Raw genomic sequence first — 22,894 nt, forward strand, 5'->3', positions numbered from 1 at the left:
GGATTCCGTGGGTGGACGGCCTGATGCCGTCACTCCCGGTGACCGGGACGGACGCCGGGTGACCTTCCCCCCCCCCGTGCTCTTCACCCTGCTCGCCTTCGTCAGGAGGTTCCTGGATCTCGGCCAGGCCCCCTCAGCTCGCCGCCAGATCCTTGTGGATGACCTTGGCCACGGCCTGGATGGTGGCGATGCCGTAGTTCATCGTGCTGTTGCCGTGGGACAGCACGGTCATCACGTAGTCGTGGCCGCCGCCCTTGAAGGCGCCGACGCTGTGCACCCGCCATCCGTTCGTGGAGCGTTGCAGCCAGCCGTTCTTGACGGCCACGGTGACGCCTGAGGGCACTCCGTACGGGGTGCCCCAGCGCTGGGACGAGACGACCTGGCTCATCAGCTTGAGGATGTAGGCGCGGGAGTTGTCGCTCAGGACCGCGTTCTTGGCGGTGAGGAGCTTCAGCAGCTTCTGCTCGTCGGTGACGGTGATCTGGGTGAGGCCCCAGTAGCCGTTCGCGCCGGGCTTGGTCTGCGTCATGCCGGCGGCGGTGAGGAAGCCTTTGATCTTCGTCATGCCGAGCTGCTTCCACAGGGTGGTGGTCGCCGCGTTGTCCGACTTGGTGATCATCGCCTTGGCGAGGGTGTGCTCGCGGTCGGTGAGATACCGGTTCGTCTTCTTCGCGTCCCACAGCAGCGTGGCGAGGACGGTGACCTTGACGACGCTGGCCGAGTCGTAGGCGGAGCTCGCGCGCAGGGTGCAGGTCGTGTTGGTACTGCGGTCGTAGAGGCCGACGGCGACCGTGCCCTTGCGGGTGGCGAGCGCGGCGGTGATGTCCTTCTTCAGCTTGGCGGCGAGCCCGGCCTTGGCGGACGTGCAGGTCACGGCCGGAGTGGCAGCGGCGGCGGGCGTGGCGGCAGCGACGAGCGGCACGAGGACGCCCGTACCCACAGCCGCCGCCAGCACTCTCGCGCGGCGGGATATCCCAGAAGTCATGCACCCCTTGACTCGCGGGCACGGGCGAATGGTTGCACGGGCGGCGAAGGCTTGTACGAGTCGTTATCGGGAGCCGCCCGGTTTCACAGGCGGCGGCCAGTTCCGGCACAGCGGCCTCCAACCGGGGCTGTCCACCATGCTCGTGTGACATCTGCCACCGAAACCCAGCTCCGCGCCGCCGAGCGCCCTCCGGCCCCGCCCCAGGACGCCGCCACCGCGCCGCGTTGGTCCCTCCCCGCGCTGCTCGCGATCCTCGCCCTGGCGGCGGTGCTCTACTCCTGGAACCTGTCGAGCTCCGGCCTCAACAGCTTCTACAGCGCCGCCGTGCTGAGCGGCACGGAGAGCTGGAAGGCCTGGTTCTTCGGCTCGTTGGACGCCGGCAACTTCCTCACCGTCGACAAGCCGCCGCTCGCGCTGATGGTCATGGGCCTGTCCTGCCGGGTCTTCGGCTACGGCACCTGGCAGATGATGGCGCCGATGATCGCGGCGGCGCTGGCGACGATCTGGATCCTGCACTCCTCCGTGAAGCGGGTGTTCGGGCACGCGGCGGCGGCCGTGGCGGCCCTCGTGCTGGCCCTCACCCCGATCACGGTCGCCATCAACCGGGACAACAACCCGGACACGCTGCTGGTGTTCCTGATGGTGGCCGGTGCGGCACTCGCCCTGCGCGCGACGCGCGACGGCCGGCTGCTGCCGCTGCTCGGCTCGGCGGCCTGCTTCGGGCTCGCCTTCAACACCAAGATGCTGCAGGGCTACATCGCGCTGCCCGCCGTGTTCGTGGTCTATCTGTACGCGGCGAAGCCGGCGGTGGTGAAGCGGATCGTCAACCTGGTCCTCGCCGGGGTGGCGCTGGCCGTCTCCAGCTTCTGGTGGGCGGCGGCCGTGTCACTGGTCCCGGCCTCGGAGCGGCCGTACATCGGCGGTTCGACGGACGGCACCGCCTGGAACCTGATCATGGGCTACAACGGCCTCGGCCGGATCCTCGGCGGCGAGGGCAACGGCGGTGGCGGCGGGGGCGGCGGCTTCTCCGGCACCGCGGGCCTCGGCCGGATGTTCAACGACGTCCTCGGCGGCCAGATCTCCTGGCTGATCCCCTTCGCGGGCATCGCGCTCGTCGGCGGCCTGGCGCTGTGCGGCCGTACCGCGCGCACGGACCTCACCCGGGCCGCGCTGGTGCTGTGGGGCGGCTGGACCGTGCTGCACTACCTGACCTTCGCCCTGGCCGAGGGCACCATGCACCCGTACTACACGACCGCGCTCGCCCCGGGCATCGCGGCACTGTGCGCAGGCGGCGGGGTGCTGCTGCTGCGGGCCTTCCGCGCGGACCGGCGGTGGGTGTGGGTGCTGCCGCTGGCGCTGGGCGTCACGGCCGTCTGGGCCGCGGTGCTGCTGCGGCGGGCCTCCGGCTGGAACACCTGGCTGTGGCCTGCCGTCCTGGTCGTCATGGCGCTGGCCGTGGTGGGCCTGTTCGTCTTCCGCTCCGGCGCCTCGGGGCTGCGGCTACGGCTGCTGGCGGTGTCGGTGGCGGCCGCGGTCGTCGCGGCGGTGGCGGGTCCGGCGGCGTACGCCTGGTCCGTTCCGTCGTCGGGAGCGAGCGGCGGCATGAGCGGTACGAACCCGACCGCAGGACCGACCACCGGCAGCGGCTTCGGCGGGGGCGGTGGTGGCCGGGGGTTCCCGGGCGGGGGCTCGGGTGGTCCCGGTGGGGGAGACGGGCAGGGCGGCAACGCCCAGGCGGGGGGCGGCTTCCCCGGGGGCGGGGTGCCGTCCGGCGGGCAGAGCGGGCAGGCTCCCGAAGGGTGGGGCGCCCCTGGGGGCACGCCCCCGAACGGCAGCGGCGGCACGTCCTCCGAGGACGGCTCCGGCACCGGCCGGTCCGGTGGTACGGGCAGTCGGTCCGGTGGCATGCGGGGCGGCCCCGGCGGTGGCGGCACGGGCGGCGCGAGCAGCGAGCTGATCGCGTACCTGAAGAAGCACCAGGACGGCGCCAAGTGGCTGCTGGCGGTGTCGAGTTCGCAGGGCGCCGCCCAGCTCATCCTGAGCAGCGGGGAGCCCGTCATCTCCATGTGGGGCTGGTCCGGCAGTGACAAGGCGATGACGCTCGCCAAGCTCAAGGAGCTGGTGAAGAAGGGTGAACTGCACTACATCCAGCTCGGCGGAGGCATGGGAGGCGGCCCGGGCGGCGGCTCCACCGTCAGCTCCGAGGTCACGGCGTGGGTGCAGAAGCACGGCACGGCGGTGAAGGAGAGCGACTACAGCAACAGCACGAGTGCGGACTCCGCCTCCGGCTCCGGCTCCTCGTCACAATCCGGTCAGTCGGTCGTCTACCGGCTGGACGCGTCCGACGTCAGCTGACCCAACCCGACCGCGCACCGGCGAACGGCCCCGACCCCTCGGTCCGGGGCCGTTCCCGCGTCCCCGATCATGGAGACCGGTGTCCGGCGGACGGGTGAAGGGAACGCAGCGGTGGGCTACTGCCTCGAGATGAGCACCGGCGACATGAGAACGGTGGTGCGGCTGCTCACGGCGGTGGAGCGGACCGAGCAGCAGGAGCGCACGCTCGCCCGGGTGCGCACGGAGTGCGAGCGGACCGACGTCCGCTTCCGGGAGCAGGGCATCGACCTCGACGTCTCCATCACCCAGGCCTTGGACGAGCTGATCGACGGCACCCCGAGCACCGACCTCTGCCCCTCGTACAGCTACGCCTTCTACCAGGCTGTGGCGGCGCACTTCTCCGACCCCACGGACCTCGGCGCCTGGCGCCGCCCGACGTGGTTCTACGCCATGGACGACGAACTGGCCCGGCACGGCGTACCGTCCGACCTGCTCCCGGGCACGTTCCTGTTCAGCGGCCCGCCGCTGCGGCTGCCCCACCCCGGCGACGCGGTGCCCGCGATCGGCACCCTGCCGGCCCACCGGGCCGCCGACCTGGCCGATGCCTACGGGTCCGTCCTCGGCCGTCTGGATCCCGAATTCCGCGGCCCGGCCCGCCGGTTCGCCGAGGTCATGCGGTTCGAGGCGGAGGAATGGGAAAGCGCCCGCGAGCACGGGATGAATCCTGACACGTTGCTCTTCTGGTTCCACTGACCTCTGCCGGAACTCTTGACGCCGCTTTTCCCACCGGGATACTTGCGGTCGACAGCGCGCCAACTGCCGTGTCACACAAGGGCTTTACGGGACGACGATGGCGCTTGTCCGAGATCCCGAACGTCGTGCGAAGTTTCGCAAGCTTCGTGACGACCACCCCCCACAGGAGGATCCGTACATGAGTCCACGCAAGGCACTCGTGGCCGCCCTGGCCGCCGCGCTGCTGGCCGGCCCCGGCGTCGCCCAGGCCGCCACTCCCCAGGCTCCGCCCGCCCCCGCCCGGGAACGCGCCGCGGCGGCCACCATCACCTGGTCCCTCATCCGCGCGAGCAACCCCACCGCGGACCAGCGCTCGGCCTACGACCTCATCACCCAGGCCATGAACGCGGCGGTCGCCCGCTACAACAACCTCAGCGACCTGGGCAAGACCCTCACCGTCCGCTACGAGCCGGGCGTCCCCACCGCCGACGGCAACATCAACGGCACCATCCGCTTCGGCAGCAACCGCAGCTACATGAACGAGCGGACGGCCCTGCACGAGATCTCCCACACCATCGGCGTGGGGACCAGCCCGGGCTGGTCCCGCCTCGGCGGCAGCGGCACCTGGACCGGCGGGCAGGCCACCGCCCTCGTCAGGCAGTACGACGGCTCCGGCGCCAAGATCTCCACCGGCGGCGGTCACTTCTGGCCCTACGGACTGAACTACGACAACGAGTGGTCGGGCACGGCGGCCGACCGCCACGTCCACATCGTCGCCGCGATGGTCCGCGACGGTCTCTGACCGGTCCGGCCGACGCTCACCCCAGGTGCGTCGGCGCGAACATCCGCAGCACGGCCGGGAGCAGGACCACCGAGGGCCCGGGCGCCTGAAGCGCCTTGGCGAGGTCCTGCTCCAGGCTCTCCGGGGTCGTCCGGACCCCGGGGACACCGAAGGACTCCGCCAGCGCCACGTAGTCGGGCCGGGTCAGTTCCGTCGCGGTCGCCTCGCCGAACGCGTCGGTCATGTACTCGCGCAGGATGCCGTAGCCCCCGTCGTCCACGATCAGCCACGTGACGTTCAGGTCGTACTGGCGGGCCGTCGCCAGCTCGGCGATGGAGTACAGGGCCCCGCCGTCGCCGGAGACGGCGAGGACCGGCTGGGTCGGGTCGGCCGCCGCCGCGCCCAGCGCCGCCGGGAAGGCGTAGCCGAGGCCGCCGGCCCCCTGGGCGGAGTGCATGTGGTTGGGACCCTTGGCGTCGAAGGCCGACCAGGCCCAGTACGCGAGGATCGTCATGTCCCAGAAGGACGGGGAGCTCGCGGGGAGAGCCCTGCGGACGGACGCCAGCACGTCCTGTTCCAGGGTGAGTTCCTGGGACCCGATACGGTCGGCGACCTTCGCGAGCACCTCCCGGACCCGGTCCGCCGCCGTCGCGTCCTCGCGCGGCGACACCGTCTCCAGCAGGGCCTGCAACGCCAGCCGCGCGTCCGCGTGGATCCCCAGCGCCGGGTGGTTGGACTCCAGCTTGCCGAGGTCGGCCTCGATCTGGACGACCCGGCCGCGGGGCTTGAACGTGTGGTAGTTGGAGGACAGTTCGCCGAGGCCCGAGCCGACGACCAGGAGGACGTCGGCGTCCTCCAGGAAGTCGGTGGTGTGCCGGTCCTCGATCCACGACTGGAGCGACAGCGGGTGCGTCCAGGGGAACGCGCCCTTGCCGCCGGGCGTGGTGACGACCGGCGCCTGGAGCCTCTCCGCCAGCTGCTTCAGCTTGCCGGAGGCGTCCGCCCGGACCACTCCCCCGCCCGCGATGATCGCCGGACGGGCGGCCTTCGACAGCAGGTCGGCGGCCACGGCGGTCAGTTCGGGGCGCGGCGGCAGCTCCTCGGGGAAGGCGTCGCCGCCCGTGACGACCGGGATCGCCGTCCGCGCGAGCAGCACGTCCTGCGGGATCTCCACCCACACCGGGCCGTGCGGGGCGGTCAGCGCCGACTTCCAGGCCGCCTCGATCGCGGAGGGGATCTGTGACTGGGTGCGGACGGTGTGGACGGACTTGACCACGCCCCGGAACGAGGCGGCCTGGTCCGGGAGTTCATGGAGGTAGCCGTGCCGGCCGCCGCCGAGGCCCGCCGTCGGGATCTGGCTGCTGATCGCCAGCACGGGCGCGGAGGCCGCCGCCGCCTCCTGGAGAGCGGCCAGGGAGGTCAGGGCGCCCGGCCCCGTCGACAGCAGCAGCGGCGCGGCCTCACCGGTGATCCGGCCGTAGGCGTCCGCCGCGAACCCGGCGTTGTTCTCCACCCGCAGGCCGATGTACCTCAGGTCCGAGCGGCGCAGCGCGTCGAACATGCCGAGGGCGTGCTGGCCGGGCAGACCGAAGACGGTCGTCGCACCCAGCCCGGCCAGCGTCTCCACGACCAGGTCTCCGCCGCTGCGGCCGGGAGGAGGGTTCAGGGCGGCCTCCGTCTGGGCGGGCGTCGGACGGAGCACCAGGTCGTGGTCGTGAGTCACTTCGCGCGGGCCTCGGCAATCTGGCGGGACATGATCGTGGTCAGTTCGTACGCGGTGTGGGAGGCCGCCACCGACGTGATCTCCGCGTGGTCGTACGCGGGGGCCACCTCGACGACATCGGCCGACACCAGGTTGCAGGATGCCAGGCCGCGCAGGATCTCCAGCAGTTCGCGGGAGGTCATGCCGCCGGCCTCGGGGGTGCCGGTGCCCGGGGCGTGGGCCGGGTCGAGGCAGTCGATGTCGATGGAGATGTACAGCGGCCGGTCGCCGATGCGCTGGCGGAGCTGGTCGGCGACCTCGTCGGCACCGCGCCGGTAGACGTCCGCCGAGGTGACGATGCCGAAGCCCATCTTCTCGTCGTCGGTCAGGTCCTGCTTGCCGTAGAGCGGGCCGCGGGTGCCGACGTGGGACAGCGCCTCGGTGTCGAGGATGCCCTCCTCGACCGCGCGGCGGAACGGCGTGCCGTGCGTGTACTCGGCGCCGAAGTAGGTGTCCCAGGTGTCGAGGTGGGCGTCGAAGTGCAGCAGGGCGACCGGGCCGTGCTTCTTCGCGACCGAGCGCAGCAGGGGCAGCGCGATGGTGTGGTCGCCGCCGAGGGTCATCAGGCGGGCGCCGGTGCCGAGCAGGTCGTCCGCGGCGGCCTCGACGGTCTCTACGGCCTCGTTGATGTTGAACGGGTTCACGGCGATGTCGCCGCCGTCCGCGACCTGCGCGAGAGCGAAGGGCGAGGCGTCCTGCGCGGGGTTGTACGGGCGCAGCAGCCGGGACGCCTCACGGATCGCGTTGCCGCCGAAGCGGGCGCCCGGCCGGTACGAGACGCCCGAGTCGAACGGCACGCCCACCACCGCGACATCGGCCCGGCCGACCTCGTCCAGCCGGGGCAGGCGGGCGAAGGTCGCCGGCCCCGCGTACCGCGGAACGCGGGAGGAGTCGACGGGCCCGCGCGGAGTCTCGTTGCTGCTCATGAAGAAATGCCTTCTTTCCTACGCTTCATCGCGTATGTACTGCTTGCTCTACGACTCTACTGGGGAGCCGGGACCGGTTCGGACGCGAGTTCGGTGGATCGCCCGGCCAGCCGCTCGCGCCAGGCGGTGAGGACGGCGGCGTCGGTGGCGGGGGTGGCCAGGGAGACGACCAGATAGGCGGCGAGCGAGGCGAGCAGACCGTAGTAGACGGGCTCGTTGGCGAGGATGCCGTACGTCGCCATCAGCACGATGACCGCGAGTCCGCCGACCACGACCGAGGCGAGGGCGCCGTGGACCGTGCCCCGCTTCCACACCAGTCCGCCGAGGATCGGCACCAGCAGTCCGCCGACGAGGAGGTTGTAGGCGACGGTCAGGGCCTCCACGACGTTGTCGATCGCGATGGCCGTGGCGATGACCGCGAGGCCCATGAGCAGGATGAAGGCACGGTTGCCCTTCACCTCGTCATGGTCCGCCGCGGGCGCCTTGCCCAGGCCCCGCAGCCGGGACCAGATGTCGTTGTTGGCGACGGTGGCACAGGCGATCAGCGCGCCGGAGGACGTCGACATCACGGCGGCGAGGGCGGCGGCGAGCACCAGCCCGCGCACACCGACGGGCAGTTCGTCCTTGACGATGGTCGCGAAGGCGTCGTCGGGGCTGCCGAGCTTCGGGTACAGCACCTTGGCCGCGGTACCGATGACCGCACCGGCGAGGGCGTAGGCGAGGCAGTAGGTGCCGGCGACGGTGCCGCCCCACTTGGCGGTCCTGTCGCTGCGGGCGGTGAAGACGCGCTGCCAGATGTCCTGTCCGATGAGCATGCCGAAGGTGTAGATCAGCACGTAGGTGAAGATCGTCTCGCCGCCGATGCCGAGCGGGTCGAAGTACTCGGTGGGCAGCTGCGCCTTCATCTCGCTGAACCCGCCGGCCTTCACGACGGCGATGGGCAGCAGCAGAAGCAGCACGCCGATGGTCTTCACGACGAACTGCACCATGTCGGTCAGCGTGATCGACCACATGCCGCCGAGGGTGGAGTACGCGACGACGATCGAGCCGCCGAGGACGATCGCGACCGTGCGGTGCATGTCGAACAGGACGTCGAAGATCGTCGCGTACGCGATGGTCGAGGTGACCGCGAGCATCAGCGTGTACGCCCACATGACGACACCGGAGATGATCCCGGCGCGACCGCCGCCGTAGCGCAGGTCGAGCATCTCGGAGACGGTGTAGACCTTCAGCCGGGCGATGCGGGCGGAGAAGAAGACGGACAGGGCGAGCAGGCCGAGGCCGATGGTGAACACCATCCAGGCGCCGGACAGGCCGTACTGGTAGCCCAGGCCCACACCGCCGATGGTGGAGGCGCCGCCGAGGACGATCGCCGCCATGGTGCCGGAGTACATGGCCGGGCCGAGGCGGCGGCCGGCCACGAGGAACTCGCTCTTGGAGCGGGCGCGGCGCATGCCCCACCAGCCCATGGCCAGCATGCCGGCCAGGTACACGACGATGACGGTGTAGTCGACGGCCACGGGGCCTCCTTCGATCGGTCTCGCCGGCGGGTGACGAGGACTGACCTTAGGTGGCCTGAAAGCGACTGCGAAGTGTACGTTTCATCCATTCGCGCTGGCATCGGATGGAGGGAACGCACACCATGCCGGACCCGGCGGTCCCGCCCACTCCGCCGGTGGGGCTGCCCGCCCTGCTGGCCCGGGAGGACCTGGCGCTGCGGCAGATCGCGGGGCCGTCCGCCGAGGGCGTCGCCGTCCACTGGGTGCACACCTCGGAGATGGCGGACCCGTATCCGTATCTGCTGGGCGGCGAACTGCTGCTCACGGCGGGCGTGCACATCCCGGAGGCGGCGGGCTCGGGGACCGCGTACTTCGACGACTACGTCTCCCGGATCGTGGCGGCGGGCGGCGCGGCCCTGGGCTTCGGGGTGGCTCCGGTGCACGACACGGTGCCGGAGGCACTGGTCGCGGCCTGCGCCTCGCACGGCCTGCCCCTGCTGGAGGTGCCGCCCCAGACCACCTTCTCGGGCGTGGCCCGCGCCGTCTGGCAGCTGATGGCCCAGGCTCGCCTGGCCGAACTGCGCCGCGTGACCGAGGCCCAGCAGAGCCTCGCCGCCGCCGCGTCCCGCCCCGACCCGGTCCCGTCGGTGCTCCGCCAACTCGCACAGCGGCTGGGCGGGTGGGCGGTGCTGTACGGGCCGGAGGGCGCGGAGATCGCGGGGGCGGGGCGGGAGCCCGGGGAGGAGCCACGCGGGGCGCTGGCACGGTTGGCGGGGGTGGTGCGGCCGGAACGTCCGACACCGCCGACGGGCGCGGCACCGCGGACGAACTCGCGCGCGGGCGCAACCGGGACACGGTCGGCCGAGCCCGGAGCCACGGCACGACAGGACCGACCCACGCCCCCGGCGAACCCCGCACCGCAGCCGGGCTCGCGCGCGGGCGCTGCGGCCGGGGCACGGTCGGCCGAGCACGGAACCGCGGCATGGCCGGACCGACCCACGCCCCCGGCGAACGCGGCACGACAGACGGGCTCCGCCGCGCGCGTCGGCGCGACACCGCAGACGAGCTCGCGCGCGGGTGCGACCGGGACACGGCCGACCGAGCCGGGAGCCACGGCACGACCGGACCGACCCACGCCCCCGGCGAACGCGGCACGACAGACGGGCTCACGCGCGGGCGCTGCCGCCGGGACACGGCCGACCGAGCCCGGAACCGCAGCATGGCCTGACCGACCCACGCCCCCGGCGAATCCCGCACCACAGCCGGGCTCGCGTGCGGGCGCTGCGGCCGGCGCGCGGTCGGCCGAGCACGGAGTGGACCGCTCCCGCGTGGCTCCCACGTCCGCCACCGACTCCACCGGCGGTCTCCACCTCGCCGCCTACAGCCTGGGCGCCGGCCACGGGTTCGTGCTCGGGGTCGCCACCCCGCAGCGGGCCCAGGGCGACCACACCGTCGCCTCCGTCGCGGCCGTGCTGCTGTCGCTGCTCACCGGCGAGCAGCAGAGCGGCACCGGCGCCGCCCGTTCCTCCGCACTGGTGCGGCTGCTGCTGGGCGCGCCGCCCGAGGAGGTCGCGTCGCTGCTCGGCGACGGGCCGTGGGTCGTCGTGCACGCCCGGCCGGACGGGGAGGGCGCCCCCGACCCCGTCGCGGCCTCCGCGCTGGGCGCCGCGCTCGGGTCCGCCCTGGTCGACCCGGCGGGAGACGCCGTACGCGTCCTGGTCCCGGCCGACCGGGCACCGGCCGCCCCGCCTCCCGGCTGGACCCTGGGCGTCAGCGCCGCCGTCGCCCCGCACGACTGGCCCGCCGCCGACACCCAGGCCGCCCGCGCCCTGGCCCGGGCCCGCGCCACCCGCGCCCCGCTGCTGAGGCACAACGCACGCCCCGCCCTCGCCGACCTGGTTCCGCCCGGCGAGGCGGCGGCCCACGCCCGCGCCCTCCTCGTGGCCGTCACGGCCCACCCCGCGCTCACCGAGACCCTGCGCACCTGGCTGTCCCTGCACGGCAGCTGGGACCGCACGGCCGTCGCCCTGTCCGTGCACCGCAACACCGTCCGCCAGCGCATCGCCCGCTGCGCGACCCTGCTGGAGACGGACCTCGACGACCCGGACGTACGGATGGAACTCTGGTTCGCGCTGCGGCACATCTGAGTATGTGAGCGGTGTCCCGCTGAGTACGTGACGCACATCCCAGCGTTCGATACGCCAGGGACGCCCACAGTCGGCTGCCTCACAATGGGAACCATGCCGATATCCGGGACACCCAGCCGCGCCGAACTCGTCGAACACCTCGTCAGGACGCGCATCGCGGGCGACGTCGCCACCCCCCGCGAGAACAACCTCTCCCACTACCGCAAGCTGGCGAACAGCGACCGTCACTACTGGTTCGGGCTGGAACTCGGCGACCGCTGGAGCGACGAGCAGGACGTCCTCGCGGTGATGGCGGAGCGGGTCGGTGTGAACGACGACCCCGAGTACCGGTACGGCCAGGACACCATCGACCCGGAGCTGACCGTCGACGGTCTGGAGCGGATGGCCGGGCGGCTGCGCAAGGCGGCGGACGGGCAGCAGCGCGTCCTCTTCGCCACCGGCCACCCCGGCGGCCTCCTCGACGTGCACCGCGCGACCGCGTCGGCGCTGCGCACGGCCGGCTGCGAGATCGTCGTCATCCCGGAGGGGCTGACGACGGAGGAGGGCTACGTCATGCAGTTCGCGGACGTGGCGGTGCTGGAGCACGGCGCCACCCTGTGGCACACCCACTCGGGCGAACCGATGAAGGCGATCCTGAAGGGCCTGGAGCGGGAGGGCCGCCCGCTGCCCGACCTGGTCGTCGCCGACCACGGCTGGGCGGGCTACGCGGGGCAGCACGGCGTCGACTCCGTCGGCTTCGCCGACTGCAACGACCCGGCCCTGTTCATCGCCGAGGCCGAGGGCACCGTGCAGGTGACGGTGCCGCTCGACGACCACGTGGTCAGCCCCCGCCACTACGACCCGATGACGGCGTACCTGCTCGCGGAGGCGGGCCTCAGCTAGGGTCCGGCTCGCGCGGGACGCGGACCACGCCCTCCTGGATCACGGTGATGGCCAGCCGCCCGTCCTGCGTGTAGATCCGGGCCTGCCCCAGTCCCCGGCCGCCGTACGCGGACGGGGACTCCTGGTCGTACAGCAGCCACTCGTCGGCGCGGAACGGCCGGTGGAACCACATCGCGTGGTCGAGCGAGGCTCCTACGACGTCCCCGACGGCCCAGCCGCCGCGCCCGTGCGCGAGCAGTACGGAGTCGAGCAGCGTCATGTCGGAGACGTACGTGGCGAGGACGACGTGCAGCAGCGGGTCGTCGGCGAGCTTGCCGTTGGTGCGGAACCAGACCTGCGAGTGCGGCTCGCGCGGCTCACCGAACGTGCCGTACGGCGGCTCGTCGACGTACCGCAGATCGACGGCGGCGCGGGCCTCGATGAACTTCTCCACCACGACGGGGTCGAGGTGCCCGTACCCGCGCAGCCGCTCCTCACCGGTCGGGAGGGTCACGGGATCGGGCGAGGCGGGCATCGGTTCCTGGTGATCCAGCCCGTCCTCGTACGTCTGGAAGGACGCCGAGAGGTGGAAGATCGGCTTGCCGTGCTGGACGGCGACCACCCGGCGGGTGGTGAAGGAACGGCCGTCGCGGATCCGGTCGACGGTGTAGACGATGGGCGCGCCGGGGTCGCCGGGGCGCAGGAAGTACGCGTGCAGCGAGTGCGCGGGCCGGTCCTCGGGGACCGTGCGCCCCGCGGCGACGAGCGCCTGCGCCGCGACCTGGCCGCCGAAGACCCGGGGGACGACGGCGGACCGGGACCGGCCGCGGAAGATGTCCTCCTCGATCTGCTCGAGGTCGAGCAGATCGAGGAGGTCCTGAAGTGCCTGACTCATGGGAACTGTTGTACCGGCCACTGATTGCGGTCGGCTTACAGCCCCATGTCCTTCGCGATGATCGACTTCATGATCTCGCTGGTGCCGCCGTAGATGCGGTTGACGCGGTTGTCCGCGTACAGGCGGGCGATCGGGTACTCGTTCATGTAGCCGTAGCCGCCGTGCAGCTGGAGGCAGCGGTCGATGACGCGGTGGGCGACCTCGGTGCAGAACAGCTTCGCGGAGGCGGCCTCGGCGGGGGTGAGCTCACCGGCGTCCAGGGCCTCGGTCGCGCGGTCGGCGACGGCCTCGGCGGCGTCCACCTCGGCCTGGCAGGCCGCGAGCTCGAACTTGGTGTTCTGGAAGTGCGCGACGGGCTTGCCGAAGACGGTGCGCTCCTGCACGTACTGCTTGGCGAACCGGACCGCGGCCTTGGCCTGGGCGTAGGCGCCGAAGGCGATGCCCCAGCGCTCGGAGGCCAGGTTGTGGCCCAGGTAGTAGAAGCCCTTGTTCTCCTCGCCGAGGAGGTCCTCGACGGGCACCTTGACGTCGACGAACGCCAGCTCGGCGGTGTCGGAGGTCTTCAGGCCGAGCTTGTCGAGCTTGCGGCCGACGGAGTAGCCCTCGGACTTGGTGTCCACGGCGAAGAGGGAGATGCCGTGGCGGCGGTCCTCGGCGGTCGGGGCGGAGGTGCGGGCGCAGACGATCACACGGTCGGCGTGCACGCCGCCGGTGATGAAGGTCTTGGCACCGTTGAGGACGTAGTGCGTGCCGTCCTCGGAGAGCTTGGCGGTGGACTTCATGCCCGCGAGGTCGGAACCGGTGCCCGGCTCCGTCATCGCGATGGCCCACATCTCCTCGCCGGAGACGAACTTGGGCAGGAACCGCTTCTTCTGCTCGTCGGTGGCGAGCATCTTGATGTAGGGCAGGGCGAGCAGCACGTGCACACCGGAGCCGCCGAACTGGACACCGGCGCGAGCGGTCTCCTCGTACATCACGGCCTCGAACTTGTGGCTCTCCAGGCCCGCGCCGCCGAACTCCTCGGGCACGTTGATGCCGAAGATGCCCAGCTCACCGAGCTTGTAGTAGAAGTCGCGGGGCGCCTGGCCCGCCGCGAACCACTCGTCGTAGACGGGTACGACCTCGGCCTCGATGAAGGCGCGGATGGTCTCCCGGAACGCCTCGTGATCCTCGTTGAACACCGTACGGCGCACGCCGCCACCTCCACGACTTCGCATGTCTAAGCGCTTGCTCAGCCAAAGATACCGGCCAGTATCGAGACGCGTCCAGGGTGGGGGCGGGGTAACGCTCATCACGCCACCCCTTCCTGCACCGCGGCGTGGCTTCACCCTGCTCTCTCTCACTCGACGCCTTGGCGGGGTTCAGGGGTGGGGGCACCCCCGCCCAGGCCCGGGGCATAGCCCCGGGGCGGGTCCGGCCTCCCGGCCGGCAGCTCCGGGCGGGTGAGTGGGCACAGGCCCCTAGACCCCAGCCGCCGCGAACGCCCCCCTGGCCATCCGGTGCAGCAGCTCCGCCGTAGCCCCCCGGCCGGGCAACGACCCCGCCCTCCCCAGATGCGGCGTCGAGTTCAGCAACCCGAACACCGAGTGCACAGCCGACCGCGCCGCGGGCTCCCCGAGCTCCGGGTACACCTCCCGCACCACCCCGACCCACAACTCCACGTACTGCCGCTGCAGCTGCCGCACCATCTTCCGGTCGGTGTCCCGGAGGCGATCCAGCTCCCGGTCGTGCAGGGTGATCAGAGGCCGGTCGTCGAGCGCGAAGTCGATATGCCCCTCGATCAACGAGTCGAGGACCGCCTCCGCACCACCCCCGTCCGCCTCCGCCAGCCTCCGCTTCGCCCCGGTCAGCAACTGCCCGCTGATCCCCACCAGCAGCTCCGCGAGCATCGCGTCCTTGCCCGCGAAGTGCCGGTACAGCCCGGGCCCGCTGATCCCGACCGCGGCACCTATCTCGTCGACTCCGACCCCGTGGAAGCCCCGCTCGGCGAACAGCCGCGCGGCCTCCTTGAGGATCTGCTCACGGCGGGTGGGGGCATCGGTTCTGGTGGCCATGAAAACAATTCTAGACAGGGAGGTTAGCGGTCGTTAACCTGAAGGAAATGCGTTAACGCTCATTAACAAGGTGAGGGGACCCGCAGGATGCACGAGGCACCGGAGCTCACGAGCGCGGCAGACCCCGCGTCGGAGGCCTTTCGGGCCAACGAGGAGGCGCACCACGCCCTCGTCGAGGAGCTGCGCACCAAGCTCGCCGCGGCCGCACAGGGCGGCGGCGAGAAGGCCCGCGCCCGCCACACCGCGCGCGGCAAGCTGCTCCCCCGCGACCGCGTGGACACCCTCCTCGACCCGGGCTCGCCGTTCCTGGAGCTGGCCCCGCTCGCGGCCGACGGGATGTACGAGGGCCAGGCCCCGGCCGCCGGCGTCATCGCCGGCATCGGCCGGGTCAGCGGCCGCGAGACGGTGGTCATCGCCAACGACGCCACGGTCAAGGGCGGCACCTACTACCCGATGACGGTCAAGAAGCACCTCCGCGCCCAGGAGGTCGCCCTCGACAACCGCCTCCCCTGCGTCTACCTGGTGGACTCCGGCGGCGCCTTCCTCCCCATGCAGGACGAGGTCTTCCCGGACCGCGACCACTTCGGCCGCATCTTCTACAACCAGGCCCGCATGTCCGGCGCCGGCATCCCCCAGATCGCCGCCGTCCTCGGCTCGTGCACGGCCGGCGGGGCGTACGTCCCGGCGATGAGCGACGAGGCGGTGATCGTCCGCAACCAGGGCACCATCTTCCTGGGCGGCCCGCCCCTGGTGAAGGCGGCCACCGGCGAGGTCGTCACGGCGGAGGAGCTCGGCGGCGGCGAGGTCCACTCCCGCATCTCGGGTGTCACCGACCACCTCGCGGAGAACGACGCGCACGCCCTGCGCATCGTCCGCACCATCGTCTCCACCCTCCCCGCGCGCGGGACGCTCCCCTGGGAGGTCACGGAGGCGACGGAACCCAAGGTCGACCCGCACAGCCTCTACGGCGCCGTCCCGGTCGACTCCCGCACCCCCTACGACGTGCGCGAGATCATCGCCCGGGTCGTCGACGGCTCCCGCTTCGCCGAGTTCAAGTCCGAGTTCGGCCAGACCCTGGTCACGGGCTTCGCCCGGATCCACGGCCACCCGGTGGGCATCGTCGCCAACAACGGCATCCTGTTCTCCGAGTCCGCCCAGAAGGGCGCCCACTTCATCGAGCTGTGCGACCAGCGCGGCATCCCGCTGGTGTTCCTGCAGAACATCTCGGGCTTCATGGTCGGCAAGGACTACGAGGCGGGCGGCATCGCCAAGCACGGCGCCAAGATGGTCACGGCGGTGGCCTGCACCCGCGTACCGAAGCTGACGGTCGTGGTCGGCGGCTCGTACGGCGCGGGCAACTACTCCATGTGCGGCAGGGCGTACTCCCCCCGCTTCCTGTGGATGTGGCCGAACGCCAAGATCTCGGTCATGGGCGGCGAGCAGGCCGCCTCGGTCCTCGCGACCGTCAAGCGGGACCAGTTGGAGGGGCGCGGCGAGTCCTGGGCGGCCGAGGACGAGGACGCCTTCAAGGCCCCGATCCGCGCCCAGTACGAGCGCCAGGGCAACGCCTACTACGCCTCGGCCCGTCTCTGGGACGACGGTGTCATCGACCCGCTGGACACCCGTCAGGTCCTGGGCCTGGCCCTGACCGCGTGCGCCAACGCGCCCCTGGGTGACCCCCAGTTCGGCGTCTTCCGGATGTGAGGGGACGGACGACGATGTTCGAGACAGTACTGGTGGCCAACCGGGGCGAGATCGCCGTACGGGTGATCCGCACGCTGCGGTCGATGGGCGTGCGCTCGGTGGCCGTCTTCTCCGACGCGGACGCCGACGCCCGGCATGTCCGCGAGGCGGACACGGCGGTGCGGATCGGCCCGGCTCCCGCGTCCGAGAGTTACCTGTCGGTGGAGCGCCTGCTGGAGGCGGCGGCCCGCTCGGGCGCGCAGGCCGTCCACCCGGGCTACGGCTTCCTCGCGGAGAACGCCGCCTTCGCGCGCGCGTGCGCCGAGGCGGGCCTGGTCTTCATCGGCCCTCCGGCGGACGCGATCGCGCTGATGGGCGACAAGATCCGCGCCAAGGAGACGGTCCAGGGTGCCGGGGTGCCGGTCGTGCCCGGCGGGCGCGACCCGGATCTGGCCGACGCGGCCCGCGAATTGGGCGCGCCGGTGCTGCTGAAGCCCAGCGCGGGCGGCGGCGGCAAGGGCATGCGCCTGGTGCGGGACCTGACCCGGCTGGAGGACGAGATCGCCTCGGCCCGCCGTGAGGCCCGCGCCTCCTTCGGCGACGACACGCTCCTCGTGGAGCGCTGGATCGACCGCCCCCGCCACATCGAGATCCAGGTCCTGGCCGACGGCCACGGGAACGTGGTCCACCTCGGGGAGCGCGAGTGCTCCCTCCAGCGCCGCCACCAGAAGATCATCGAGGAGGCGCCGAGCGTGCTCCTCGACGAGGAGACGCGCTCCGCGATGGGCGAGGCGGCGGTCCAGGCGGCCCGTTCCTGCGGCTACCGGGGCGCCGGCACGGTGGAGTTCATCGTCCCCGGCACCGACCCGTCGTCGTACTACTTCATGGAGATGAACACCCGCCTCCAGGTGGAGCACCCGGTCACCGAGCTGATCACCGGCTTGGACCTGGTCGAGTGGCAGCTGCGGGTGGCGGCCGGGGAGCCTCTCGGCTTCACCCAGCAGGACGTACGGCTGACCGGCCACGCGGTGGAGGCCCGCATCTGCGCCGAGGACCCGGCCCGCGGCTTCCTCCCCTCCGGGGGCACGGTCCTCAGGCTGCGCGAGCCGCAGGGCGACGGCATCCGCACCGACTCGGGCCTCACCGAGGGCACGGAGGTCGGCAGCCTCTACGACCCGATGCTCTCCAAGGTCATCGCGTACGGCCCCGACCGCGCGACCGCCCTGCGCAAACTCCGCGCCGCCCTGGCCGAGACGGTCACGCTCGGCGTGCAGACGAACGCCGGGTTCCTGCGCCGGCTGCTCGCCCACCCTGCCGTGGTCTCCGGCGACATGGACACGGGCCTGGTCGAGCGCGAGGTGGAGGGACTGGTCCCCACGGACGTACCGGAGGAGGTGTACGAGGCGGCGGCGGCCGTACGCCTGGAAGCCCTGCAGCCGGAGCGGGGCGGCTGGACGGACCCCTTCTCGGTGCCGAGCGGCTGGCGCCTGGGCGGCGAACCGAAACCGGCCGCCTTCCACCTGCGGGTGCAGGAGGCCCTGGAGTACACCCCGCGCGGCACGGCCACAGTCACCGGCGACCGGGTCGCGGTGACCCTGGACGGCGTCCGGCACACCTTCCACCGCGCCGCCGACTGGCTCGGCCGCGACGGCGACGCCTGGCACGTCCGCGACCACGACCCGGTGGCCGCGTCCCTGACCCGGTCGGCGCACGCGGGCGCAGATTCCCTCACCGCGCCGATGCCCGGCACGGTGACGGTCGTCAAGGTCGCCGTGGGCGACGAGGTGAGCGCCGGTCAGAGCCTGCTGGTGGTGGAGGCGATGAAGATGGAGCACGTCATCTCCGCGCCGCACGCCGGCAAGGTCACCGAGCTGGACGTGGCACCGGGCACCACGGTCGCCATGGACCAGGTGCTGGCGGTCATCGCACCGCACGAGGAGGCGGCGGAATGACAGTCCCAGGGCTCCCGATGGCCGTCCCGAGCAGGGACCTCCCCACCCGCGTCCGCATCCACGAGGTCGGCGCCCGCGACGGCCTGCAGAACGAGAAGGCGACGGTCCCCACGGAGGTCAAGGCGGGCTTCATCCGCCGCCTGGCCGACGCGGGCCTGACCACGATCGAGGCGACGAGCTTCGTCCACCCGAAGTGGGTCCCCCAACTGGCGGACGCGGAGGCGCTGTTCCCGATGGTCGGCGACCTCCCGGTGGAGCTCCCCGTCCTGGTCCCGAACGAACGCGGCCTGGACCGCGCCCTGGCGCTGGGCGCCCGTCGGGTCGCGGTCTTCGCCAGCGCCACGGAGTCCTTCGCGAAGGCCAACCTCAACCGCACGGTGGACGAGGCACTGGCGATGTTCGAGCCGGTGGTGAGCCGCGCAAAGTCCGAGGACGTCCATGTCCGCGGCTACCTCTCCATGTGCTTCGGCGACCCGTGGGAGGGCGCGGTCCCGGTCCCCCGGGTGGTGAAGGTCTGCCGGGCCCTGCTGGACATGGGCTGCGACGAGCTGAGCCTGGGCGACACGATCGGCGTGGCGACCCCCGGCCATGTCGTCGCGCTCCTCGCCGCCCTGGACGAGGCGGGCGTCCCGCCCACCGCCCTCGGCGTCCACTTCCACGACACCTACGGCCAGGCCCTCGCCAACACGCTCGCGGCGCTCCAGCAGGGCGTCACCACGGTCGACGCCTCGGCGGGCGGCCTGGGCGGCTGCCCGTACGCGAAGTCGGCGACGGGCAACCTGGCCACCGAAGACCTCGTGTGGATGCTGCGGGGCCTCGGCATCGACACCGGAATCGACCTCGGCCGCCTCGTCGCCACGAGCACGTGGATGGCCGCCCACCTGGGCCGACCGAGCCCGTCCCGCACCGTCCGAGCTCTGTCCCACGAGGACACCGAGGAGCAGTGATCACCATGGACTACCGACTCTCCCCCGAACTGGAGGAACTCCGCCGCACGGTCGAGGAGTTCGCGCACGAGGTGGTGGCGCCGAAGATCGGCGACTTCTACGAGCGGCACGAGTTCCCGTACGAGATCGTCCGGGAGATGGGCCGCATGGGCCTGTTCGGCCTGCCGTTCCCGGAGGAGTACGGCGGCATGGGCGGCGACTACCTGGCCCTCGGCGTGGCCCTGGAGGAACTGGCGAGGGTCGACTCGTCGGTGGCGATCACCCTGGAGGCCGGCGTCTCGCTCGGCGCGATGCCGGTCTTCCGCTACGGCACGGAGGCCCAGAAGCGGGAGTGGCTCCCCCGCCTCTGCTCGGGCGAACTCCTGGGCGCGTTCGGCCTGACGGAGCCGGACGGCGGCAGCGACGCGGGCGCGACGCGTACGACGGCGCGTCTGGACGAGTCGACGAACGAGTGGGTCATCAACGGCACGAAGTGCTTCATCACCAACTCGGGCACCGACATCACCGGGTTGGTGACGGTCACGGCGGTCACCGGCCGCACCCCGGACGGCAAGCCGCACATCTCCTCGATCATCGTCCCGTCCGGCACCCCCGGCTTCGCGGTCGCGGCCCCGTACTCGAAGGTCGGCTGGAACGCCTCGGACACCCGCGAGTTGTCCTTCACGGACGTCCGCGTCCCGGCGGCGAACCTGCTGGGCGAGGAGGGCCGCGGCTACGCCCAGTTCCTCCGCATCCTCGACGAGGGCCGCATCGCGATCGCGGCCCTGGCGACGGGCCTGGCGCAGGGCTGCGTCGACGAGTCGGTCAAGTACGCCCAGGAGCGCCACGCGTTCGGCAGGCCGATCGCCGCGAACCAGGCCATCCAGTTCAAGATCGCGGACATGGAGATGAAGGCCCACACGTCCCGCCTCGCCTGGCGCGACGCGGCGGCCCGCCTGGTCGCGGGCGCCCCCTTCAAGAAGGAAGCGGCCCTGGCGAAGCTCCACTCCTCCACGGTCGCGGTCGACAACGCCCGCGAGGCCACCCAGATCCACGGCGGCTACGGCTTCATGAACGAGTATCCGGTCGCCCGCATGTGGCGAGACTCCAAGATCCTCGAAATCGGCGAGGGCACGAGCGAGGTCCAGCGGATGCTGATCGCAAGGGAGTTGGGGTTGGTCGGCTGAGCGACGGAGACCGGGGCCGCAGACCCCCGGCCGTACGGGCGCGGTGACTCGGATCACCGCGCCCGTTCGCATTCCCTCGCCTCCCTCGGGCACACACCCGAGGGCCCCTCTGGACATAATCTGAGGTTAGGCTAACCTAATCGTGATCTCAGCCAAGCGGCTGTCAGCCGTGCCCGCAGTGGCTCCGTACGCACGAAAGCAGACCCCGTCATGTCGAACGCCAACACCGCCCGCTACTCCCGCCGCGGCCTGCTCGCCGCCGGTGGTGCTCTCGGGCTCGGCGCCCTCGTGACCGCGTGTGGCAATGAAGACTCCAAGGACGGCGGCTCGGGCTCGAAGGGTGCCGCCAAGTCCGGCCCCTGGTCCTTCAAGGACGACCGCGGCAAGACCGTGAGCCTGGACCACGTCCCCACGAAGATCGTCGCCTTCACCGGCGTCGCCGCCGCTCTGTACGACTACGGCATCGACGTCAAGGGCGTCTTCGGCCCGACCAAGACGAAGGACGGCAAGGCCGACGTCCAGGCCGGCGACATGGACGTCAGCAAGCTGACCGTCTTCGGCAACAGCTTCGACCAGTTCAACGTCGAGCAGTACGCGGCCTTCCAGCCCGAGGTGCTCATCACCACGACCTTCGACGCCGCCGGCACCCTCTGGTACGTCCCGGAGGCCTCCAAGGACAAGATCGCCAAGCTCGCCCCGAGCGTGGCCGTCTCGGTCTTCGACCGGCAGATGCCGAAGCCCCTGCAGCGCATGGCCGAGCTCGCCGAGTCGCTCGGCGCCGACCTGAAGGCCGCGAAGGTCGTCGAGGCGAAGAAGCGCTTCGAGGCCGCCTCCGAGCGACTGCGCAAGGCCGCCAAGTCCCGCCCCGAGATCAAGGTGCTGGCGGGCTCCGCCTCGGACGCCATCTTCTACGTCTCCGGCTCCAACTTCTCCATCGACCTGGAGTACTTCAAGGCCCTCGGCGTGAACCTCGTCGAGCCGCCGAAGAAGGCCATGGAGGCCAACGGCGGCTGGTTCGAGAACCTCAGCTGGGAGAACGTCGACAAGTACCCGGCGGACATCATCATGATGGACGACCGCGCCTCGACCATCCAGCCGGCCGACATCACCGAGGCGACCTGGAAGAAGCTGCCCGCGGTCAAGGCCGGTCAGGTCATCGCGCGTTCGCCCGAGCCGATCCTGTCGTACGACAAGTGCACGCCTCTGGTGGAGAACCTCGCGAAGGCCATCGAGTCGGCCAAGAAGGTCGCCTGACACCCCCTCCCTTGCTGACGCTCAGGAGCCGCACGTGACTACCGCCGTAGCCGCCCCGTTCCGCTTCTTCTCCCTCCAGGTCGTGCGGACGAGGCGGCTCGGCCCGTCCCTGGTCCGTGTCACCTTCGGCGGGCCCGATCTGCACGCCTTCCACTCCGACGGGCGCGACCAGTCCCTGTCGCTGTTCCTGCCGCACCCCGGCCAGCCCGAGCCGGTCGTCCCGCTCGAACTCGGGGACGGCTGGTGGCAGGGCTGGCGCGAACTCCCGGACGACGTACGGGCCGTGATGCGGTCGTACACCCTGCGCGACCTGCGCCGCGACCCGGACGAGATCGACATCGACTTCGCCCTGCACGGCATCGAGCCGGGCGCCCGCGTCCAGGCCGGTCCCGCCTCCCGCTGGGCCGCCCGGGCCGCCGCCGGGGACCGGGTCCTGCTGCTCGGGCCGGCCGTCGCCGACAACCGGGCGATCCGCTTCCGGCCGCCGCAGGACACCGACCTCGTCGTCGTCTGGGGCGACGAGACCGCCGTACCGGCCGCCTCGGCCATCGTCGAGGCGCTGCCGGCCGGCACCCGCGCCCGGGTCTGGCTGGAGGTCCCGCACGCCGGTGACATCCAGGACCTGGTGACCGAGGCCGACGCCGAGATCACCTGGCTGGTCAGGGAGGAGGGGGGCACCGAGGGGTCCCCCATGGCCCTCGACGCCCTGCGCGACGCCCCCTTGCCGTCCGCCGAGCGGCCGTACGTCTGGATCGCCGGCGAGTCCGGGTGCGTGAAGGAGCTGCGCCGGCACTTCGTGCGCGAGCGCGGGATCGACCGTCGCAGGGTCACGTTCGTCGGCTACTGGCGCCGCGGCGTGAGCGAGGAGCAGCTGCGGGCGGAGGCGTAGCCGCAGCTCACCGGCACTGAAGTGACA

The 22,894-nt window shown here is 71.9% G+C and carries 18 protein-coding genes; 11 read left to right on the top strand and 7 right to left on the bottom strand.

Annotated features, from left to right (window positions below; all coding sequences use genetic code 11):
• Positions 1-133: 133 nt before the first annotated feature.
• Positions 134-985, bottom strand: coding sequence for a serine hydrolase (locus AB0G20_RS03455; protein ID WP_361295081.1), 852 nt, complete (start codon positions 983-985; stop codon positions 134-136).
• A gap of 144 nt (positions 986-1,129) precedes the next feature.
• Here AB0G20_RS03455 and AB0G20_RS03460 point away from each other — a divergent pair, with 144 nt between their 5' ends.
• The 3 genes from AB0G20_RS03460 (at position 1,130) to AB0G20_RS03470 (ending at position 4,853) form a co-directional block, all read left to right on the top strand.
• The gene (locus AB0G20_RS03460; RefSeq protein ID WP_361295085.1) at positions 1,130-3,340 is read left to right on the top strand and encodes a glycosyltransferase family 39 protein; all 2,211 of its coding nucleotides are present in this window, start codon (positions 1,130-1,132) and stop codon (positions 3,338-3,340) included.
• Between the two features lie 129 nt (positions 3,341-3,469).
• Positions 3,470-4,072, top strand: coding sequence for a hypothetical protein (locus tag AB0G20_RS03465; protein ID WP_361295088.1), 603 nt, complete (start codon positions 3,470-3,472; stop codon positions 4,070-4,072).
• A 178-nt stretch (positions 4,073-4,250) separates the two neighbouring features.
• A complete protein-coding gene (locus tag AB0G20_RS03470) occupies positions 4,251-4,853 on the top strand; it encodes a hypothetical protein (RefSeq protein ID WP_361295091.1) in 603 nt (200 codons plus the stop codon).
• Positions 4,854-4,869: 16 nt separating this feature from the next.
• On the opposite strand, the gene AB0G20_RS03475 is transcribed toward AB0G20_RS03470, so the two are convergent.
• From AB0G20_RS03475 to AB0G20_RS03485, 3 genes are read right to left on the bottom strand one after another with little or no spacing between them, the layout of a single operon-like run.
• Positions 4,870-6,555 (bottom strand): thiamine pyrophosphate-binding protein, encoded by a 1,686-nt coding sequence (locus tag AB0G20_RS03475; RefSeq protein WP_361295094.1) that lies wholly within the window; start codon positions 6,553-6,555, stop codon positions 4,870-4,872.
• On the bottom strand, positions 6,552-7,520 hold the full coding sequence (gene speB / locus AB0G20_RS03480; protein WP_093767229.1) for an agmatinase: 969 nt from the start codon (positions 7,518-7,520) through the stop codon (positions 6,552-6,554). The genes AB0G20_RS03475 and speB overlap by 4 nt, the downstream gene beginning before the upstream one ends.
• Positions 7,521-7,576: 56 nt before the next feature.
• Positions 7,577-9,040, bottom strand: a complete 1,464-nt coding sequence (locus AB0G20_RS03485) for a sodium:solute symporter (protein WP_361295098.1) — start codon at positions 9,038-9,040, stop codon at positions 7,577-7,579.
• Positions 9,041-9,162: 122 nt separating this feature from the next.
• Here AB0G20_RS03485 and AB0G20_RS03490 point away from each other — a divergent pair, with 122 nt between their 5' ends.
• Positions 9,163-11,166 carry a PucR family transcriptional regulator ligand-binding domain-containing protein gene (locus tag AB0G20_RS03490; RefSeq protein WP_361295101.1) on the top strand — a complete coding sequence of 668 codons (2,004 nt, stop codon included), beginning with the start codon at positions 9,163-9,165 and terminating at the stop codon, positions 11,164-11,166.
• A gap of 93 nt (positions 11,167-11,259) precedes the next feature.
• Positions 11,260-12,048: a phosphatase gene (locus AB0G20_RS03495; RefSeq protein ID WP_361295104.1), complete on the top strand. Its 789-nt coding sequence runs from the start codon at positions 11,260-11,262 to the stop codon at positions 12,046-12,048.
• Here AB0G20_RS03495 and AB0G20_RS03500 read toward each other — a convergent pair.
• The 3 genes from AB0G20_RS03500 to AB0G20_RS03510 all read right to left on the bottom strand — a co-directional run bounded on the left by AB0G20_RS03500 (position 12,041) and on the right by AB0G20_RS03510 (position 14,976).
• The gene (locus AB0G20_RS03500; RefSeq protein WP_361295107.1) at positions 12,041-12,922 is read right to left on the bottom strand and encodes an acyl-CoA thioesterase II; all 882 of its coding nucleotides are present in this window, start codon (positions 12,920-12,922) and stop codon (positions 12,041-12,043) included. The two genes, AB0G20_RS03495 and AB0G20_RS03500, sit on opposite strands and share 8 nt — an antisense overlap.
• 35 nt (positions 12,923-12,957) lie before the next feature.
• Positions 12,958-14,115 carry an acyl-CoA dehydrogenase family protein gene (locus tag AB0G20_RS03505; RefSeq protein WP_184910826.1) on the bottom strand — a complete coding sequence of 386 codons (1,158 nt, stop codon included), beginning with the start codon at positions 14,113-14,115 and terminating at the stop codon, positions 12,958-12,960.
• A gap of 267 nt (positions 14,116-14,382) precedes the next feature.
• Positions 14,383-14,976 carry a TetR/AcrR family transcriptional regulator gene (locus AB0G20_RS03510; protein ID WP_361295111.1) on the bottom strand — a complete coding sequence of 198 codons (594 nt, stop codon included), beginning with the start codon at positions 14,974-14,976 and terminating at the stop codon, positions 14,383-14,385.
• 87 nt (positions 14,977-15,063) lie between these two features.
• On the opposite strand from AB0G20_RS03510, the gene AB0G20_RS03515 reads away from it, so the two are divergent.
• The 6 genes from AB0G20_RS03515 to AB0G20_RS03540 all read left to right on the top strand — a co-directional run bounded on the left by AB0G20_RS03515 (position 15,064) and on the right by AB0G20_RS03540 (position 22,867).
• On the top strand, positions 15,064-16,680 hold the full coding sequence (locus AB0G20_RS03515) for a carboxyl transferase domain-containing protein (protein ID WP_361295114.1): 1,617 nt from the start codon (positions 15,064-15,066) through the stop codon (positions 16,678-16,680).
• A gap of 14 nt (positions 16,681-16,694) precedes the next feature.
• Positions 16,695-18,611, top strand: a complete 1,917-nt coding sequence (locus tag AB0G20_RS03520; RefSeq protein WP_361295117.1) for an acetyl/propionyl/methylcrotonyl-CoA carboxylase subunit alpha — start codon at positions 16,695-16,697, stop codon at positions 18,609-18,611.
• Positions 18,608-19,558 (top strand): hydroxymethylglutaryl-CoA lyase, encoded by a 951-nt coding sequence (locus AB0G20_RS03525; RefSeq protein ID WP_361295120.1) that lies wholly within the window; start codon positions 18,608-18,610, stop codon positions 19,556-19,558. The genes AB0G20_RS03520 and AB0G20_RS03525 overlap by 4 nt, the downstream gene beginning before the upstream one ends.
• A gap of 5 nt (positions 19,559-19,563) precedes the next feature.
• Positions 19,564-20,724: an acyl-CoA dehydrogenase family protein gene (locus tag AB0G20_RS03530; protein ID WP_361295123.1), complete on the top strand. Its 1,161-nt coding sequence runs from the start codon at positions 19,564-19,566 to the stop codon at positions 20,722-20,724.
• Between the two features lie 210 nt (positions 20,725-20,934).
• Positions 20,935-21,978, top strand: coding sequence for an ABC transporter substrate-binding protein (locus AB0G20_RS03535; RefSeq protein WP_361295126.1), 1,044 nt, complete (start codon positions 20,935-20,937; stop codon positions 21,976-21,978).
• Positions 21,979-22,012: 34 nt separating this feature from the next.
• On the top strand, positions 22,013-22,867 hold the full coding sequence (locus AB0G20_RS03540) for a siderophore-interacting protein (RefSeq protein WP_361295129.1): 855 nt from the start codon (positions 22,013-22,015) through the stop codon (positions 22,865-22,867).
• The last annotated feature ends 27 nt before the right edge of the window (positions 22,868-22,894 follow it).

This window comes from Streptomyces sp. NPDC024017 (genome assembly GCF_040638895.1).
Lineage (GTDB): Bacteria > Actinomycetota > Actinomycetes > Streptomycetales > Streptomycetaceae > Streptomyces.

Coding starts and splice junctions, on each gene's coding strand:
- AB0G20_RS03455 (WP_361295081.1), bottom strand. CDS start 985: ATGACTTCTGGGATATCCCGCCGCGCGAGAGTGCTGGCGGCGGCTGTG.
- AB0G20_RS03465 (WP_361295088.1), top strand. CDS start 3,470: ATGAGCACCGGCGACATGAGAACGGTGGTGCGGCTGCTCACGGCGGTG.
- AB0G20_RS03470 (WP_361295091.1), top strand. CDS start 4,251: ATGAGTCCACGCAAGGCACTCGTGGCCGCCCTGGCCGCCGCGCTGCTG.
- speB (WP_093767229.1), bottom strand. CDS start 7,520: ATGAGCAGCAACGAGACTCCGCGCGGGCCCGTCGACTCCTCCCGCGTT.
- AB0G20_RS03490 (WP_361295101.1), top strand. CDS start 9,163: ATGCCGGACCCGGCGGTCCCGCCCACTCCGCCGGTGGGGCTGCCCGCC.
- AB0G20_RS03495 (WP_361295104.1), top strand. CDS start 11,260: ATGCCGATATCCGGGACACCCAGCCGCGCCGAACTCGTCGAACACCTC.
- AB0G20_RS03500 (WP_361295107.1), bottom strand. CDS start 12,922: ATGAGTCAGGCACTTCAGGACCTCCTCGATCTGCTCGACCTCGAGCAG.
- AB0G20_RS03510 (WP_361295111.1), bottom strand. CDS start 14,976: ATGGCCACCAGAACCGATGCCCCCACCCGCCGTGAGCAGATCCTCAAG.
- AB0G20_RS03515 (WP_361295114.1), top strand. CDS start 15,064: ATGCACGAGGCACCGGAGCTCACGAGCGCGGCAGACCCCGCGTCGGAG.
- AB0G20_RS03520 (WP_361295117.1), top strand. CDS start 16,695: ATGTTCGAGACAGTACTGGTGGCCAACCGGGGCGAGATCGCCGTACGG.
- AB0G20_RS03525 (WP_361295120.1), top strand. CDS start 18,608: ATGACAGTCCCAGGGCTCCCGATGGCCGTCCCGAGCAGGGACCTCCCC.
- AB0G20_RS03530 (WP_361295123.1), top strand. CDS start 19,564: ATGGACTACCGACTCTCCCCCGAACTGGAGGAACTCCGCCGCACGGTC.
- AB0G20_RS03535 (WP_361295126.1), top strand. CDS start 20,935: ATGTCGAACGCCAACACCGCCCGCTACTCCCGCCGCGGCCTGCTCGCC.